14 protein-coding genes are annotated in these 16654 nt (G+C 50.8%); 4 read left to right on the top strand and 10 right to left on the bottom strand.

What is annotated here, in order from left to right; translation table 11 throughout:
- The first annotated feature begins 14 nt into the window (after positions 1 to 14).
- On the top strand, positions 15 to 677 hold the full coding sequence (exoX, locus tag A7Z06_RS08085; RefSeq protein WP_000944292.1) for an exodeoxyribonuclease X: 663 nt from the start codon (positions 15 to 17) through the stop codon (positions 675 to 677).
- Here exoX and ptrB read toward each other — a convergent pair.
- From ptrB to yebG, 4 genes are all read right to left on the bottom strand, one after another.
- The gene (gene ptrB / locus A7Z06_RS08080; protein WP_000936983.1) at positions 674 to 2734 is read right to left on the bottom strand and encodes an oligopeptidase B; all 2061 of its coding nucleotides are present in this window, start codon (positions 2732 to 2734) and stop codon (positions 674 to 676) included. The two genes, exoX and ptrB, sit on opposite strands and share 4 nt — an antisense overlap.
- 209 nt (positions 2735 to 2943) lie before the next feature.
- Entirely contained in the window at positions 2944 to 3603 is a 660-nt protein-coding gene (locus tag A7Z06_RS08075; RefSeq protein WP_000024758.1) for a tellurite resistance TerB family protein, read from the bottom strand.
- Positions 3604 to 3908: 305 nt separating this feature from the next.
- Positions 3909 to 4265: a protein YebF gene (gene yebF / locus A7Z06_RS08070; protein ID WP_010345796.1), complete on the bottom strand. Its 357-nt coding sequence runs from the start codon at positions 4263 to 4265 to the stop codon at positions 3909 to 3911.
- A 66-nt stretch (positions 4266 to 4331) separates the two neighbouring features.
- Positions 4332 to 4622 carry a DNA damage-inducible protein YebG gene (yebG, locus tag A7Z06_RS08065; protein ID WP_000257576.1) on the bottom strand — a complete coding sequence of 97 codons (291 nt, stop codon included), beginning with the start codon at positions 4620 to 4622 and terminating at the stop codon, positions 4332 to 4334.
- A gap of 141 nt (positions 4623 to 4763) precedes the next feature.
- Here yebG and purT point away from each other — a divergent pair, with 141 nt between their 5' ends.
- Positions 4764 to 5942 carry a formate-dependent phosphoribosylglycinamide formyltransferase gene (purT, locus tag A7Z06_RS08060; RefSeq protein ID WP_000173457.1) on the top strand — a complete coding sequence of 393 codons (1179 nt, stop codon included), beginning with the start codon at positions 4764 to 4766 and terminating at the stop codon, positions 5940 to 5942.
- A 235-nt stretch (positions 5943 to 6177) separates the two neighbouring features.
- On the opposite strand, the gene kdgA is transcribed toward purT, so the two are convergent.
- From kdgA to zwf, 3 genes are all read right to left on the bottom strand, one after another.
- Positions 6178 to 6819: a bifunctional 4-hydroxy-2-oxoglutarate aldolase/2-dehydro-3-deoxy-phosphogluconate aldolase gene (gene kdgA, locus A7Z06_RS08055; protein WP_000800512.1), complete on the bottom strand. Its 642-nt coding sequence runs from the start codon at positions 6817 to 6819 to the stop codon at positions 6178 to 6180.
- A gap of 36 nt (positions 6820 to 6855) precedes the next feature.
- Positions 6856 to 8667 (bottom strand): phosphogluconate dehydratase, encoded by a 1812-nt coding sequence (gene edd, locus A7Z06_RS08050; RefSeq protein WP_001069467.1) that lies wholly within the window; start codon positions 8665 to 8667, stop codon positions 6856 to 6858.
- Positions 8668 to 8901: 234 nt separating this feature from the next.
- The gene (zwf, locus tag A7Z06_RS08045) at positions 8902 to 10377 is read right to left on the bottom strand and encodes a glucose-6-phosphate dehydrogenase (RefSeq protein WP_000301727.1); all 1476 of its coding nucleotides are present in this window, start codon (positions 10375 to 10377) and stop codon (positions 8902 to 8904) included.
- Between the two features lie 337 nt (positions 10378 to 10714).
- Between zwf and hexR the strand changes: the two genes are divergently transcribed.
- Entirely contained in the window at positions 10715 to 11584 is an 870-nt protein-coding gene (gene hexR, locus A7Z06_RS08035) for a DNA-binding transcriptional regulator HexR (protein WP_001056684.1), read from the top strand.
- Positions 11585 to 11710: 126 nt separating this feature from the next.
- A complete protein-coding gene (pyk, locus tag A7Z06_RS08030) occupies positions 11711 to 13153 on the top strand; it encodes a pyruvate kinase (protein ID WP_000091159.1) in 1443 nt (480 codons plus the stop codon).
- Positions 13154 to 13284: 131 nt separating this feature from the next.
- Here the strand turns inward: pyk and lpxM are convergent, their stop codons facing one another.
- From lpxM to znuA, 3 genes are all read right to left on the bottom strand, one after another.
- Positions 13285 to 14256 (bottom strand): lauroyl-Kdo(2)-lipid IV(A) myristoyltransferase, encoded by a 972-nt coding sequence (gene lpxM / locus A7Z06_RS08025; protein ID WP_010357026.1) that lies wholly within the window; start codon positions 14254 to 14256, stop codon positions 13285 to 13287.
- 118 nt (positions 14257 to 14374) lie between these two features.
- On the bottom strand, positions 14375 to 15697 hold the full coding sequence (gene mepM, locus A7Z06_RS08020) for a murein DD-endopeptidase MepM (protein ID WP_001184036.1): 1323 nt from the start codon (positions 15695 to 15697) through the stop codon (positions 14375 to 14377).
- Between the two features lie 15 nt (positions 15698 to 15712).
- Positions 15713 to 16645 carry a zinc ABC transporter substrate-binding protein ZnuA gene (znuA, locus tag A7Z06_RS08015; protein ID WP_024165128.1) on the bottom strand — a complete coding sequence of 311 codons (933 nt, stop codon included), beginning with the start codon at positions 16643 to 16645 and terminating at the stop codon, positions 15713 to 15715.
- Between the last annotated feature and the right edge of the window lie 9 nt (positions 16646 to 16654).

Raw genomic sequence — 16654 nt, 5'->3', positions numbered from 1 at the left:
CCCGGAGTTTTGCCATGCTGCGTATTATCGATACAGAAACCTGCGGTTTACAGGGAGGGATCGTCGAGATTGCCTCAGTTGATGTTGTTGATGGGAAAATCGTCAACCCCATGAGCCACCTGGTGCGCCCCGACCGTCCCATCAGCCCACAGGCTATGGCAATTCACCGCATTACCGAAGCCATGGTCGCCGACAAGCCGTGGATTGAAGAGGTGATCCCGCACTACTACGGTAGTGAATGGTATGTCGCCCACAATGCCAGCTTTGACCGCCGCGTATTGCCTGAAATGCCTGGCGAGTGGATCTGCACGATGAAACTGGCTCGTCGTTTGTGGCCAGGAATCAAGTACAGCAATATGGCGTTGTATAAAACGCGTAAACTCAGTGTACAAACGCCGCCAGGCTTGCATCACCACCGTGCGCTGTATGACTGTTACATCACCGCTGCCTTGCTTATTGATATTATGAACACATCCGGCTGGACGGTGGAACAAATGGCGGATATCACTGGACGTCCATCATTGTTAACGACGTTCACGTTTGGCAAGTATCGCGGTAAAGCAGTATCAGAAGTTGCAGAGCGCGATCCGGGCTACCTGCGCTGGTTGTTTAATAACCTCGACAGTATGAGCCCGGAATTGCGTTTAACGTTGAAGCATTACCTGGAGAATGCTTAAGCCGCTGGCTGACCGGGTAATGTCCCCTGCGCCAGCGCGACCAGAAAAGCATATTCCATCGCCACACCTTCGTAAGATTTGAAGCGCCCCGATTTACCGCCATGCCCTGAGTCCATGTCGGTACACAGCAATAACAGATGGTCATCGGTTTTCAACTCACGCAATTTAGCCACCCATTTTGCCGGTTCCCAGTATTGCACCTGTGAATCGTGTAAACCGGTCGTTACCAGCAAATGCGGATAAGGCTGTGCGGTGACGTTGTCATACGGGCTGTAGCTTTTCATGTACTCGTAATATTGCGGATCTTGCGGATTCCCCCACTCTTCAAATTCGCCAGTGGTCAGAGGAATTGATTCATCAAGCATCGTTGTTACGACATCAACAAACGGCACCTGGGCGATAACGCCGTGGAACAGCTCGGGGCGTTCGTTGATAGCGACCCCCATCAGCATTCCCCCCGCACTGCCTCCCATTGCATAACAGAGCGAAGGAGAGCCATAGCCCAGTTTTAACAATGCATCGCAGGCATCAAGATAATCATTAAACGTATTTTTCTTCTTCAGGAATTTACCGTCTTCGTACCATTGATGCCCCAGCTCGCCACCACCGCGAACATGGACAATGGCGTAGACAAATCCACGATCCAACAAACTCAGGCGGCTGAAACTGAAATCGGCATCTATGCTTGCTCCGTAAGAACCATAACCGTATACCAACAGCGGATTGTTGCCTTTCTGGAAGTGCTTACGATGATAGACCAGCGAAACCGGAACTTCGACGCCATCCCGGGCAGTGACCCACAAGTGTTCACTGCGGTAATTCGCCGCATCAAAACCGGGTACTTCAGTTTGTTTCAGCACGCGGCGCTCGCCGGTATCCATATCCAGTTCAAACAAAGTATCTGGCGTGGTCATGGAGGAATAACCGTAACGCAATCGCGCGGTTTCAGGTTCTGGATTGTAGGCAATCCAGGTCACGTAGGCCGGATCATCAAAGGCAATGCCGATGACTTCCCGTGTCTTGCGGTTAATTTGGCGCAAACTGGTTAACCCGCGCTGACGCTCTTCAACCACCAGCCAGTCGGTAAACAGCGTAAACCCTTCCAGCATGATGTTATCGCGTGGCGGAATTAACTCCTCCCATTGTTGTTCATCACGCATACGGGTACGGTATAAACCAAAGTTTTTGCCGTTGCGGTTGGAACGCAGATAAAACCGATGCTGGTAGTGATCAAGACTGTATTCGTGATCTTTGCGGCGCGGCAGAAAAACAAACGGCTCGGCATCGGCCATTTCCGCGTCCAGCAAGCGAACTTCACTGGTGGTGGCGCTGGCCAGGTGAATGACTACATAGTGCTTCGATGTCGTTTTATGCAAACTGACGTAATAGGTATCGTCTTTTTCTTCGTAGATCAGTTTATCGTGCGATGCCGGAGTCCCGATGGCGTGTCGCCAGACCTGATAAGGCAGCAGCGTCACCGGATGCTTGCGCACATAATAGAAAGTCCACGAATCATTCGCCCAGACAAAGCTGGGATCGACATTATCCAGCAATTCGGGATACCAGTTGCCCGTTTCAAGATTGCGAAAACGGATGCCGTACTGGCGTCGGGAAAGGAAATCTTCCGCCAGCGCCATAATGGTGTTATCGGGGGTAATTGCCATTCCGCCCATCGAATAAAACTCACTGTGCGCCGCGCGCTTGTTGGCATCGAGCAATGTTTCCCACTCATCCCACTCTTCACTGAACGCCGATTGACGCTGGTAGATGGCATATTCACAGCCAGGTTCATAAATATGCCGGTAGCGGTAGCCATTTTTGATGTAGGGCGCAGAGACTTCTCTTTGCGGAATGCGGTCGATGATTTCCTTTAATATGCGATCCTGCAAGGCTTGTTGCGAGGCCATCACCCGATGACCGTAGCTATTCTCTTGTTGCAAATAGTCCAGCACTTCCGGCTGTGAGCGCGTGTCGTCCCGCAGCCAGTAGTAATTATCGATACGCGTATCGCCATGAAGCGTCATGGAGTGGGGAATGCGGGCGGCTTTTGGTAGCATGTTATTGTTCTTTCTGGTTGAAACATCTTATAAGGGTGGCAAAACTCACCCGGTATGCAAGCGAAACAGGGTAGTCATTGCTCAGGTGATGACAGGTAATGGCGTGGATATCGAATGATATGCTGACAGAGAAAATCAGTCCGTTCAAATGGCTGTGCGGTTCTGGATAGCCCGAAATAGTCCACTGTCAGGCTATCCAGAGAGCGGAATTATTCCGCCAAAGTGCGCTTTTGCTGTTCGAGATCGCGTTCGATCCCTTCGCGAACATCCTGGGGAATTTTCAGCGCGTCGCCCAATGCATTCAGGTAGCTACGCTCCATGAAATGATCAATATCAATAGCTGCGCAGCTCAAGAAATAGATTTCCAGCGCCTCTTCTTCATTACGAACCCCGTTCGCCAGGCGCTGCGGATCCAGCGGTTGTTCAATTGCCTGCTCAATGAGTACACGCCCCTGCTCTTCCACGCCGGCTTCACGCAATTGCTGGTCGATAGCTGCACGTTCTTTGGCATCAATATGACCATCACTTTTAGCGGCAAAGACCAGTGCAAGGATCAAACGTTCCGTACGCTCATCCAGCGGCGTGCTTTGAGTGCCGAATTGCGGTTCATCCTGATGCGCCGCACGAATTTTATCTTTGTATTTGTTCCACAGCACCGTACCCGCTACCGCTCCGCCGCCAACCAGCAACGCATTGGTGCCATATTTCGTGAGAAGTTTACGTGCTGATTTATTTGCGACCAGCAGCCCTGCCAGCCCGCCTAATGCGCCCGGCACTAAAAGTTTGCCCAATCCCTGCTCCATAGACGAGGAGGTAGAAGAACTGCTTTGCCCAAGCAGGGATTGCAGCTGATTTAACCAGTTAGCCATATTTGCTCCTCAATAACCATTTTTAGTGCCTGTAGCATAGCGGATGAGGATGTCAGAAAGTGTATATCGCGGCAAAAGATGCGCAAATAAACGGACCGAAAGGAAGTCATCGACGGAAATTCGCGTCAGATAAGGAACTCGGCTATGGTGGGAATGTGGAGGAAGGATTGATTGGGATTATCTGCTGCTGATTGCCTGCTGCGATGCTGTCGCGCCTTATCATGCCTACGGGGTCTGATGCATTGTAAGGCGGACAGGTGATTACACCACATCCGCCAGGAATTATGCGCAATGACTAATAGCCATTAACGACGCTGATACTCCGCCATTCCCGCTTTACAGTCCACGCTTACCTGATAATGAATATCGGCACTTTTACCGCGCACGGTCAGCGGAACTGACCATTTATCATCTTTACCCTGAATATCCTGCAAACTAACCCACGCAACCGGATCTGCCTGACCAACGATTTTTTGATCGTCTGCCCAGCGCGCTACGCGGTTTTGTTGATAATCGCGTTTTACACTCGCGGCAATTCCGGCTGCATCCAGACCTTCACACTTTGGGAAAGTTACTGACTTGCTGGTTTCGTTATTTGCAGCAAAAACTGATGCGCAGGCAGAAAGCAGTAACAGCCCCAACAACGCTCCTCTTTTTTTCATGTTTTTCTCCATAGCACAATGATTCAGGAGAAAGCATGGTACAAATTGTCAGGAGCGCAAGTTGCTTCAGGCGGCGTGGGTCTCATCTTCCGCATCGTTGCTATTATCGACCACCTGCGGAGACGGTAATTTGCCTGTTTTCAGGATGGTACTCAGGACATCTTTCTGTTCTGCCAGCCACAGTGAAAGAGCTTCACGTTGCTCGTCTTCCATTTTGACCGGGGAATTTGCCAGCCAGGTGTCGAGCAGATCCGCCGTATCAAGCATTTTGTCATAAGCATCGGCTTCCTTTTTGCTGGTAAACGACATCTTCTCTTCGCCCTCACGAATGACTACGTATTTAATTTCAACCGCCATTTGCAGCCTCTCATCATAACTGTAATTTTATACAGTATATTTCTTTTCAATCGAGAAATCAACGCAAGCAATCAAGCAATAAAGACACACGCAAACGTTTTCGTTTATACTTCACGCGGAATTAATCAGGGGATATTCGTTATGACGTTATTAGGCACTGCGCTGCGTCCGGCAGCAACTCGCGTGATGTTATTAGGTTCCGGTGAACTGGGTAAAGAAGTGGCAATCGAGTGCCAGCGCCTCGGCGTAGAGGTGATTGCGGTTGATCGCTATGCCGACGCGCCAGCCATGCATGTCGCACACCGCTCCCATGTCATTAATATGCTGGATGGTGATGCATTGCGCCGCGTGGTTGAACTGGAAAAGCCGCACTATATCGTGCCGGAGATTGAAGCTATTGCCACCGATATGCTGATCCAGCTTGAAGAGGAAGGACTGAATGTTGTCCCCTGCGCGCGCGCGACAAAATTAACCATGAATCGCGAGGGCATCCGCCGTCTGGCGGCAGAAGAGCTTCAAATTCCCACTTCAACGTATCGTTTTGCCGACAGCGAAAACCTTTTCCGCGAGGCGGTTGCCGCCATTGGCTATCCCTGTATTGTTAAACCGGTGATGAGTTCTTCCGGCAAGGGGCAGACATTTATTCGCTCTGCCGAACAGCTTGCTCAGGCGTGGGAGTACGCCCAGCAAGGTGGTCGCGCTGGAGCAGGTCGTGTGATTGTTGAAGGCGTGGTTAAGTTTGACTTCGAAATTACACTACTGACCGTCAGCGCCGTGGATGGTGTCCATTTCTGTGCGCCAGTCGGCCATCGTCAGGAAGATGGAGATTACCGTGAATCCTGGCAACCGCAGCAAATGAGCCCCCTTGCCCTTGAACGTGCGCAGGAGATTGCCCGTAAAGTGGTGCTGGCGCTGGGAGGTTATGGGCTGTTTGGTGTCGAGTTGTTTGTCTGTGGTGATGAGGTGATTTTCAGTGAAGTCTCCCCTCGCCCGCATGACACCGGGATGGTGACGTTAATTTCTCAGGATCTCTCAGAATTTGCCCTACATGTACGCGCGTTCCTTGGACTGCCTGTTGGTGGGATCCGCCAGTATGGTCCAGCCGCTTCTGCGGTTATCCTGCCGCAACTGACCAGTCAGAATGTCACGTTTGATAATGTGCAGAATGCCGTAGGCGCAGGTCTACAGATTAGATTATTTGGTAAGCCGGAAATTGATGGCAGCCGTCGTCTGGGTGTGGCACTGGCTACTGCAGAGAGTATTGATGAGGCGATTAAACGCGCGAAGCACGCCGCCGGTCAGGTGAAAGTGCAAGGTTAAATCTGTTAAAAACAAGCTACAAAAATGCCCGATTCACAATCGGGCATTTCAGATTGCTGACAAAGTGCGCTTTGTTTATGTCAGATGCGGCGTAAACGCCTTATCTGACCTACAAATCTTATGAATTCAATATATTACAATTCACTTGTAGGCCTGATAAGCATAGCGCATCAGGCAATGTTGCGTTTGTCATCATCCTCAAAAATGCCCGATTCTCGATCGGGCATTTTGACTCTTACAGCTTAGCGCCTTCTACTGCTTCACGCGCCAGCTTAGTAATACGGTCGTAATCGCCCGCTTCCAGCGCATCCGCCGGAACCAGCCAGGAACCACCGATGCACAGTACGCTTTTCAGCGCCAGGTAATCACGGTAGTTAGCCGGAGAAATGCCACCAGTCGGGCAGAAACGCACCTGGGAGAACGGACCTGCGATCGCTTGCAGGGCTTTCACGCCGCCGTTAGCTTCAGCCGGGAAGAATTTGAACTCTTTCAGGCCGTAGTCCATACCCAGCATCAGTTCAGAAACAGTGCTGATCCCTGGAATCAGAGGGATTGTACCTTCAGTCGCCGCTTTCAGCAGTGGCTCAGTCAGACCCGGGCTGATTGCGAACTGTGCACCCGCTTCGGTCACTTCTGCCAGTTGCTGTGGATTCAGCACTGTACCGGCACCCACAATCGCTTCAGGCACTTCTTTGGCGATAGCACGGATAGCATCAACTGCACACTCGGTACGCAGAGTCACTTCCAGAACGCGCACCCCACCAGCAACCAACGCTTTTGCCATCGGCACCGCGTGTTCCAGTTTTTTTACCACGATAACCGGTACAACCGGGCCGGTGGTCAGGATTGATTCTGCACTTGTTTTCCAGTTTTTCATCAGAGTTTTCTCTCGCCTGATTACAAATTTGTCATCTTAAAAAGTGATACAGGTTGCGCCCTGTTCGGCACCGGACAGTTTTTCACGCAAGGCGCTGAATAATTCACGTCCTGTTCCCACGCGTGACGCGCTCAGGTCAGGAATGTGCGGTTCGCGAGCAGCCAGTTCCGCTTCGTCTACCAGCAGCGTCAGTTCGCCTGTCTGTCCATTCACACGAATGATGTCCCCGTCGCGCACTTTTGCCAGCAGCCCGCCATCGTAGGCTTCTGGTGTTACGTGGATAGCTGACGGCACTTTACCTGAAGCACCGGAGAGTCGTCCATCAGTAACTAACGCAATTTTGAAACACCGGTCCAATAATACACCAAGTGGCGGCATGAGTTTATGTAATTCTGGCATTCCGTTCGCTTTTGGCCCCTGATGACGGACAACAACCACACAATCGCGATCCAGCAAACCCGCTTCAAAGGCAGGCATAACGTCATGTTGGCTTTCAAAAACAACCGCAGGCGCTTCAATCACCTGGTTTTCTACCGGTACGGCAGAGGTCTTCATAACCGCACGACCCAGGTTACCGCTTAACACTTTTGTCCCGCCATGATGAGAGAAAGGTTGCTCGAAGGAAGCGATCACATTGCTGTCGAGTGATTTTTCCGCCCCTTCCCGCCAGTCCAGTTCACCATTATTCAGCCATGGTTCAAGGGTATAACGAGACAGACCAAAGCCTGCCACCGTATTGACATCTTCATGCAGCAGGCCCGCCTTGAGCAGTTCACGCACCAGCACTGGTACGCCACCCGCTGCCTGGAAATGGTTAATATCGGCCGGACCGTTCGGGTAGAGACGCGCCATCAGCGGTACGACATCAGAAAGATCAGAGAAGTCATCCCAGTTAATCTGAATACCCGCCGCACGCGCCATCGCCACCAGGTGCATTGTGTGGTTAGTGGAGCCGCCGGTCGCCAGCAGTGCCACGATGCCGTTCACCACCACTTTTTCGTCGATCATCTTACCGATCGGCATCCATTCATTACCGTTGCCGGTCATGCGTGTAACCTGGCGCGCTGCGGCTGCAGTTAATGCATCACGTAACGGGGAGTCCGGATGAACAAAAGAAGAGCCCGGCAACTGCATCCCCATAAACTCCACCACCATCTGGTTGGTGTTGGCAGTACCGTAGAAAGTACATGTACCCGGCGCATGATAAGATGCAGCTTCTGACTCCAGCAGTGCCATACGATCCACTTTGCCTTCGGCATAAAGCTGGCGAATACGCACTTTTTCTTTATTTGGCAACCCGCTTGCCATTGGACCTGATGGCACAAATACCGCAGGCAGATGACCGAACGACAAAGCAGCCATCGTAAGCCCAGGGACAATCTTGTCGCACACGCCGAGGAACAGCGCGCCATCAAACATATTATGAGACAGCCCCACCGCCGCAGACATTGCAATCACTTCGCGGCTTAGCAGCGACAGTTCCATGCCGTCCTGCCCCTGGGTTACACCATCGCACATAGCCGGAACACCACCAGCAACCTGACCGACCGCGTTGGCTTCATGCAGTGCTTTACGAATAATCTCCGGGTAGTGTTCATAAGGCTGGTGGGCAGAGAGCATGTCGTTGTAGGAGGTGATGATAGCGATATTGTTACGCAACATGCTTTTCAGAGAGGCTTTGTCTTCTGGCTGGCAGGCAGCGAAACCGTGTGCCAGGTTACCACATGCCAACTGCGAACGATGAACGGTCGAAGTTTTCGCTTGTTCGATCCGGGCGAGGTATGCAGAGCGAGTCTCGCGCGAACGTTCAATGATTCGATTTGTTACGCGTAACAATTGTGGATTCATAAAGGCTCCTGAAATTGAGTTGTCAGAGCAGGATGATTCACAACGCGTTTCATTCAGGAAAATTATGACTGAAACGCCTGTAACCGGAGCTCATAGGGCAGAAACGTTTCAGTCAGTGTAATAAAAAAAGCCTCGTGGGTGAATCCACACGAGGCTCAAAAGTGTAAAAATTACTCTACAATCTGTGCAAGATCATGTTACCGGTAAAATAACCCGTAAGGATAAGTCGAGATATTACTCAAACTCATTCCAGGAACGACCGTCACGAGTAATCATCGCCACCGAGGCAACAGGTCCCCAGGTTCCGGCCTGATACGGTTTCGGCGCATCATTGTCCATCGCCCACGCCTCAGTAATGGAGTCTACCCATTTCCAGGCTTCTTCCACTTCATCGCGACGTACAAACAATGCCTGAATACCACGCATGGTTTCCAGCAGCAGACGTTCATAGGCATCCGCCAGATGCGTCTGATTAAAGGTTTCTGAATAGCTCAGATCCAGCTTGGTGATTTGCAGGTTATGTTTGTGGTCAAGGCCAGGAACTTTATTCAGTACCTGGATATCCACGCCTTCATCAGGTTGCAGACGGATAGTCAGTTTATTCTGCGGCAGATCCTGCCACGACTCTTTAAACAGATTCAGTTCTGGCGTTTTGAAATAGACCACCACTTCAGAGCATTTAGTCGGCAGACGTTTACCGGTACGCAGGTAGAACGGTACGCCAGCCCAGCGCCAGTTATCGATGTCGACGCGGATCGCCACGAAGGTTTCCGTGTTACTGCTTTTGTTCGCGCCCTCTTCTTCCAGATAACCCGGCACTTTTTTGCCCTGCGCAAAACCTGCGGTGTACTGCCCACGCACCGTCTTTTCACGCACGTTAGAGCGATCAATGCGGCGCAGAGACTTCAGTACTTTGACTTTTTCATCACGGATGCTGTCTGCGCTCAGGTCAGACGGCGGAGACATCGCAATCATGCAGAGAATTTGTAGCAGGTGGTTCTGGATCATGTCGCGCATCTGACCGGCTTTATCAAAATAGCCCCAGCGCCCTTCGATCCCCACTTCTTCTGCCACCGTAATCTCAACATGATCAATGGTGCGATTGTCCCAGTTGTTTACAAACAGAGAGTTAGCAAAACGCAGCGCCAACAGGTTCAGCACCGTTTCTTTACCAAGATAGTGGTCGATACGGTAAACCTGGCACTCCTCGAAGTATTCGCCAACCTGATCGTTGATTTCCTGCGAGGTCGCCAGCGACGTCCCCAGCGGTTTCTCCATGACTACGCGTGCCGGTTTAGCATTCAGTTTTGCCTCGCCAAGCCCTTTGCAAATTGCGCCAAAAGTGCTGGGCGGCATGGCAAAGTAGTTAATGGTGATACGATTTTTTTGATCCAGCATCGCGCCGAGACGGCTGAATGCAGCAGTGTCATTGACATCGAGATTACAAAAATCCAGACGTGCACTCAGGGTGTCCCATAAACCTTCATCAATGGTTTCTTTCATGAAAGTTTCGAGCGCCTCGCGGACAACTTTGGTATATGCCGCTTTATCCCAGTCAGCACGCCCTACGCCGATAATCCGGGTGTCCGGGTTGAGCTGACCGGCTTTTTCCAGTTGATACAGGGAAGGCAGCAATTTACGACGCGCAAGGTCGCCTTTCGCGCCGAAAATGACCAGGTCACAGGCCTGGGCTGTTTGCGTTACCGCCATGTCATTCTCCTTAAGTTAACTAACCCGGTACTTAAGCCTGGGTATACTTGTAATTTTCTTACGGTGCACTGTACTGCTTTTACGAGCTTGCGAAAACTGTAAACGCTTATCCACCCGTGCGATTACGGCAAAAGCGCGTAAAGTGCGGCAAAACTGATAAAAAAACCATCGTTTTCCTTTGGGTAAAAATCTGACACTGATCATGTTATGAAAAAAAATAACAACTTTTTTATCTGCTTTTGTCATTAACACAGCGCACAGGCGTAATATCTGACAAAACTGCATTTCGATTTCTTTCCGTGCGGAAATCGTCATTACCCGTGAGTCTCTTTACATCATGAATATGCTGGAAAAAATCCAGTCTAAACTGGAACATCTGAGCAAATCAGAACGCAAAGTTGCCGAGGTCATTCTTGTCTCGCCCGACAACGCGATCCATTCGAGTATTGCTGCTCTGGCACTGGAAGCCAATGTTAGCGAACCGACGGTCAATCGTTTCTGTCGCAGCATGGACACACGCGGTTTTCCTGATTTTAAACTGCATCTGGCGCAAAGTCTGGCTAATGGCACACCCTATGTTAATCGCAACGTCAGTGAAGATGACAGCGTTGAATCATACACAGGGAAAATATTTGAGTCGGCAATGGCTACTCTCGATCACGTCCGCCACTCGCTGGATAAGTCCGCCGTCAATCGCGCTGTTGATCTCCTCACCCAGGCGAAAAAAATTGCCTTTTTCGGGTTAGGTTCTTCTGCCGCTGTTGCCCACGATGCAATGAATAAGTTTTTTCGCTTCAATGTTCCGGTGATCTACTCGGACGATATCGTACTGCAGCGAATGAGTTGTATGAACTGTAGCGATGGAGACGTCGTTGTGTTGATTTCCCATACCGGCAGAACCAAAAATCTGGTTGAACTGGCGCAACTGGCGCGGGAAAACGACGCAATGGTGATCGCCCTCACCTCTGCTGGTACACCACTCGCCCAAGAAGCGACGCTGGCAATTACCCTCGACGTACCGGAAGATACTGACATTTATATGCCCATGGTCTCTCGACTTGCCCAGTTGACCGTGATAGATGTGCTGGCAACAGGATTTACTTTGCGACGCGGCGCAAAATTCAGAGATAACTTGAAGCGGGTCAAGGAAGCTCTTAAGGAATCGCGTTTTGATAAGCAGTTACTTAATTTAAGTGACGATCGTTAAAACGATTGCCATTGTTCTAATCTTATACGACATCCGAATGAGATTAATTTATCGCCACAATGGCTTTATTTCATTCGGATTTCATGTTCAAGCAACACCTTGTTGTTTCAGTCAACGGAGTATTACATGTCCAGAAGGCTTCGCAGAACCAAAATCGTTACCACGTTAGGCCCTGCTACTGATCGCGATAATAACCTTGAAAAAGTTATCGCTGCCGGCGCGAACGTTGTACGTATGAACTTTTCTCATGGCTCGCCTGAAGATCACAAAATGCGCGCGGATAAAGTTCGTGAAATTGCCGCAAAACTGGGGCGTCATGTGGCTATTCTGGGTGACCTTCAGGGGCCAAAGATTCGTGTATCTACCTTTAAAGAAGGTAAGGTATTCCTCAATATTGGGGATAAATTCCTGCTGGACGCCAACCTGGGGAAAGGTGAAGGCGATAAAGAAAAAGTCGGCATCGACTATAAAGGATTGCCTGCTGACGTCGTGCCTGGCGACATCTTGCTGCTGGACGACGGTCGCGTTCAGTTAAAAGTGCTGGAAGTTCAGGGCATGAAAGTGTTCACCGAAGTGACCGTCGGCGGCCCGCTCTCCAACAATAAAGGGATCAACAAACTCGGCGGCGGCCTGTCGGCTGAAGCCCTGACCGAGAAAGATAAAGCAGATATCCAGACTGCGGCGCTGATTGGCGTGGATTACCTGGCGGTCTCCTTCCCACGCTGCGGCGAAGACCTGAACTATGCACGCCGTCTGGCGCGCGACGCTGGTTGTGATGCGAAAATTGTCGCCAAGGTTGAACGCGCAGAAGCCGTTTGCAGCCAGGATGCGATGGACGACATTATTCTCGCCTCTGACGTGGTGATGGTTGCACGTGGTGACCTCGGCGTAGAAATTGGCGATCCTGAACTGGTCGGCATTCAGAAAGCATTGATTCGTCGCGCGCGTCAGCTGAACCGTGCGGTAATCACTGCGACCCAGATGATGGAGTCAATGATTACCAACCCAATGCCGACTCGTGCAGAAGTTATGGACGTGGCAAACGCCGTGCTGGATGGTACTGACGCAGTAATGTTGTCTGCAGAAACCGCTGCGGGTCAGTATCCGTCAGAAACCGTTGCAGCCATGGCGCGTGTTTGCCTGGGTGCGGAAAAAATCCCAAGCATCAACGTGTCTAAACATCGTCTGGACGTTCAGTTCGACAATGTGGAAGAAGCTATCGCCATGTCCGCGATGTATGCGGCTAACCACCTGAAAGGTGTTACCGCTATCATCACCATGACCGAGTCAGGTCGTACCGCGCTGATGACTTCCCGTATCAGCTCCGGACTGCCGATTTTCGCAATGTCTCGCCATGAGCGTACCCTGAACCTGACTGCGCTTTATCGTGGTGTAACGCCGGTCTATTTTGACAGCGCGAATGATGGCGTGGTTGCAGCCAACGAAGCGGTAAATCTGCTGCGCGATAAAGGCTACCTGATGTCTGGTGACCTGGTAATTGTCACCCAGGGCGATGTGATGAGTACCGTGGGTTCTACCAACACCACGCGTATTTTAACCGTAGAGTAAGTACGTTGCCGGATGCGGTGAAAACGCCTTATCCGGCCTGCAATTCAATGATAATTCGACAGATTTCAAATCTTCTGAAGCAAACTTGAATTTATCATCAGACGAAAGCCTCTCTTTGTGAGAGGCTTTTTCTATTTGATGGGATAAAGATCTTTGCGTTTATAAGGCTGAATTTCGCCCGGTTTGCGAGTCTTGAGCAATTTTAAAATCCAGGTGTATTGCTCTGGTCGCGGACCAACAAAAATCTCGACTTCTTCATTCATCCGCCGCGCAATGGTATGGTCATCTGCCTCTGACAAGTCATCCATCGGCGGGCGCACCTGAATCGTCAAACGATGCGTCTTGCCGTCATAAATCGGAAACAACGGTACGACACGCGCACGACACACTTTCATCAGACGACCAATCGCGGGCAGCGTCGCTTTATAAGTTGCAAAGAAATCAACAAATTCACTGTGCTCCGGGCCATGATCCTGATCGGGCAAATAATAGCCCCAGTACCCCTGACGAACCGACTGGATGAACGGTTTTATGCCGTCATTCCTCGCATGTAGACGACCACCAAAACGACGACGCACGGTGTTCCAGACATAATCAAAAACCGGGTTGCCCTGATTATGGAACATCGCCGCCATTTTCTGCCCTTGCGAGGCCATCAGCATAGCGGGGATATCTACCGCCCAGCCGTGCGGCACCAGAAAGATCACTTTCTCGTCGTTACGCCGCATCTCTTCGATAATTTCCAGTCCCTGCCAGTCTACGCGCGGCTGAATTTTTTCCGGCCCGCGTATCGCCAGTTCTGCCATCATCGCCATCGCCTGCGGTGCTGTGGCAAACATCTCATCCACAATCGCTTCGCGTTCAGCTTCGCTACGTTCTGGAAAGCAAAGAGACAGATTGATTAACGCACGACGACGTGAGCTTTTACCCAATCGTCCGGCAAAACGTCCCAGCCGCGCCAGAATGGGATCGCGGAATTTCGGAGGCGTTAAGGCAATGCCGGCCATCGCCGCCACACCCAACCAGGCTCCCCAGTAACGCGGATGGCGAAAGGATTTATCAAACTCAGGAATGTATTCACTATTATTTTTTTTCGTTTCCATGCTTTTCCAGTTTCGGATAAGGCAAATATCAATCTGCTGATAGTGTAGCGGCGCAACTTGCCCCGCACCAAATAAAAAAGCCGGTACTGACTGCGTACCGGCTGCGAATGGGTGTTAATTAATCAAACTGTAGCTGCGGCACAATCTCTTTGGCCTGCGCCAGGAACTCACTGCGATCGGAGCCAGTCAGCCCTTCGGTACGCGGCAGTTTCGCCGTCAGCGGGTTTACGGCCTGCTGGTTGATCCATACTTCATAGTGCAAATGCGGCCCGGTTGAACGCCCGGTGTTACCGGAAAGCGCGATACGATCGCCTCGTTTTACCTTCTGCCCCGGTTTCACCAGAATCTTGCGCAGGTGCATATAACGCGTGGTATAGGTGCGGCCATGACGGATCGCAACATAATAACCTGCGGCGCCACTGCGTTTGGCTACAACCACTTCACCGTCACCCACCGAAAGTACCGGCGTACCCTGTGGCATCGCGAAATCAACCCCTCTGTGCGGCGCAACGCGACCTGTGACCGGGTTCAGACGACGCGGGTTAAAGTTAGACGAGATACGGAACTGCTTCGCCGTCGGGAATCGCAAGAATCCTTTCGCCAGACCAGTACCGTTACGATCATAGAACTTGCCATCTTCGGCACGGATAGCGTAGTAATCTTTACCTTCAGAACGCAAACGTACGCCCAGTAACTGGCTTTGCTCACGTTTGCCATCAAGCATTTCACGTGACATTAATACCGCAAATTCATCGCCTTTTTTAACCTTCCGAAAGTCCATCTGCCACTGTAACGCTTTAATCACTGCGCTCACTTCAGCACTGGTTAAACCAGCACTTCTGGCGCTGGCAACAAAGCTCGACCCTACAGTGCCTTTCAGTAGATTATTAACCCACTCCCCTTGCTGCATTTCGCTGGTCATTTTAAAACCGTTTGCTGCAGTGCGGTCATAGGTACGCGTTTCCCGACGAGAAACCTCCCAGGTCAGACGTTGTAAATTGCCCTCTGCGGTTAATGTCCAGGTGAGTTGTTGACCAATTTTCAGGTTACGCAGATCTTTATCCGCAGCAGCCAGTTGGGTGATATCACCCATATCAATACCATATTGATTGAGGATGCTACTTAGCGTATCGCCTGTGGAAACAACATATTCATGCACACCCGCTTCTCCGGCGATCTTGTCGTCCAGTTCATCTTGCGGAATGGCTTCATCTTCTTGTGCGGCTTGATCAATCGGTTCACTGGCTTCAGGTAAGAGTGAACGGATTTCGTTTTGTTCCAGCTCAATGGTTTTAACAATTGGCGTGGCGTCGCGGTGGTAAACATAGGGCCGCCAGACAGCGACGGCCAGAGTAAGAACGGTGAGCGACCCCAACATAACGCGGTGTGGTCGCGGTAAATTATTAAACGCCAGGGCGACAGAGCGGGCTATCTGTTGCACGTAATCACTTCCTCATTAATCTCCTTTCAGGCAGCTCGCGTACTGGTTGGCTAATTGATTCAGAAATTCTGAATAGCTTGTTTTACCCAGTTTGATATTCGTCCCAAGGGGATCCAACGTTCCCATACGAACGGATGTCCCTCGTGCGACGCTTTCAACGACCGCTGGCCTGAACTGTGGTTCAGCAAAAACGCAGGTTGCTTTTTGCTCAACCAACTGTGTTCTTATTTCATGTAAACGCTGCGCGCCCGGTTGAATCTCTGGGTTAACGGTAAAATGACCAAGCGGTGTCAGTCCGAATTGTTTTTCGAAGTAGCCGTAAGCATCATGAAAAACGAAATAACCTTTTCCCTTGAGCGGCGCGAGCTCATTACCAACCTGTTTATCGGTTGCAACTAATTGTGCCTCAAAATCCTTCAGGTTGGCGTCAAGTTTGGCTCGACTTTGCGGCATAAGTTCCACTAATTTTCCATGGATTGCAACCGCTGTAGCCCGCGCTATCTCTGGGGAGAGCCAAAGATGCATGTTGAAATCGCCGTGATGGTGATCTTCGTCACTTTTTTCCGCGTGGTTATGATCATCATCATCGCCGTGAATACTTTTCATCAGCATCGGTTTTACATTCTCAAGCTGCGCAATCGTTACCTGTTTCGCCTCAGGTAATTTGCTCACCGGCTTTTGCATAAACGCTTCCATCTCCGGGCCAACCCAGACGACTAAGTCCGCGTTCTGTAAGCGTTTTACATCCGATGGACGCAGTGAATAATCGTGTTCTGAAGCACCATCAGGCAGTAATACTTCAGTCTCTGTTACCCCATCAGCAATGGCGGAAGCGATGAATCCAACAGGTTTAAGCGAAGCAACAACGGCGGCATCTGCCGCCTGTGTTGCACCACCCCAGAGAGCGACGGATAATGCTGCGAAAAGAAGCGTTTTTTTATGTAACATAATGCGACC

Source organism: Escherichia sp. MOD1-EC6819 (assembly GCF_002965765.1).
GTDB lineage: Bacteria > Pseudomonadota > Gammaproteobacteria > Enterobacterales > Enterobacteriaceae > Escherichia > Escherichia ruysiae.
This window is presented reverse-complemented; position numbering and strand designations above follow the sequence as displayed.

Bases quoted from the DNA above. Each gene is read 5' to 3' on its own strand.
- exoX (WP_000944292.1), top strand. From the start codon at position 15: ATGCTGCGTATTATCGATACAGAAACCTGCGGTTTACAGGGAGGGATC.
- ptrB (WP_000936983.1), bottom strand. From the start codon at position 2,734: ATGCTACCAAAAGCCGCCCGCATTCCCCACTCCATGACGCTTCATGGC.
- A7Z06_RS08075 (WP_000024758.1), bottom strand. From the start codon at position 3,603: ATGGCTAACTGGTTAAATCAGCTGCAATCCCTGCTTGGGCAAAGCAGT.
- yebF (WP_010345796.1), bottom strand. From the start codon at position 4,265: ATGAAAAAAAGAGGAGCGTTGTTGGGGCTGTTACTGCTTTCTGCCTGC.
- yebG (WP_000257576.1), bottom strand. From the start codon at position 4,622: ATGGCGGTTGAAATTAAATACGTAGTCATTCGTGAGGGCGAAGAGAAG.
- purT (WP_000173457.1), top strand. From the start codon at position 4,764: ATGACGTTATTAGGCACTGCGCTGCGTCCGGCAGCAACTCGCGTGATG.
- kdgA (WP_000800512.1), bottom strand. From the start codon at position 6,819: ATGAAAAACTGGAAAACAAGTGCAGAATCAATCCTGACCACCGGCCCG.
- edd (WP_001069467.1), bottom strand. From the start codon at position 8,667: ATGAATCCACAATTGTTACGCGTAACAAATCGAATCATTGAACGTTCG.
- zwf (WP_000301727.1), bottom strand. From the start codon at position 10,377: ATGGCGGTAACGCAAACAGCCCAGGCCTGTGACCTGGTCATTTTCGGC.
- hexR (WP_001056684.1), top strand. From the start codon at position 10,715: ATGAATATGCTGGAAAAAATCCAGTCTAAACTGGAACATCTGAGCAAA.
- pyk (WP_000091159.1), top strand. From the start codon at position 11,711: ATGTCCAGAAGGCTTCGCAGAACCAAAATCGTTACCACGTTAGGCCCT.
- lpxM (WP_010357026.1), bottom strand. From the start codon at position 14,256: ATGGAAACGAAAAAAAATAATAGTGAATACATTCCTGAGTTTGATAAA.
- znuA (WP_024165128.1), bottom strand. From the start codon at position 16,645: ATGTTACATAAAAAAACGCTTCTTTTCGCAGCATTATCCGTCGCTCTC.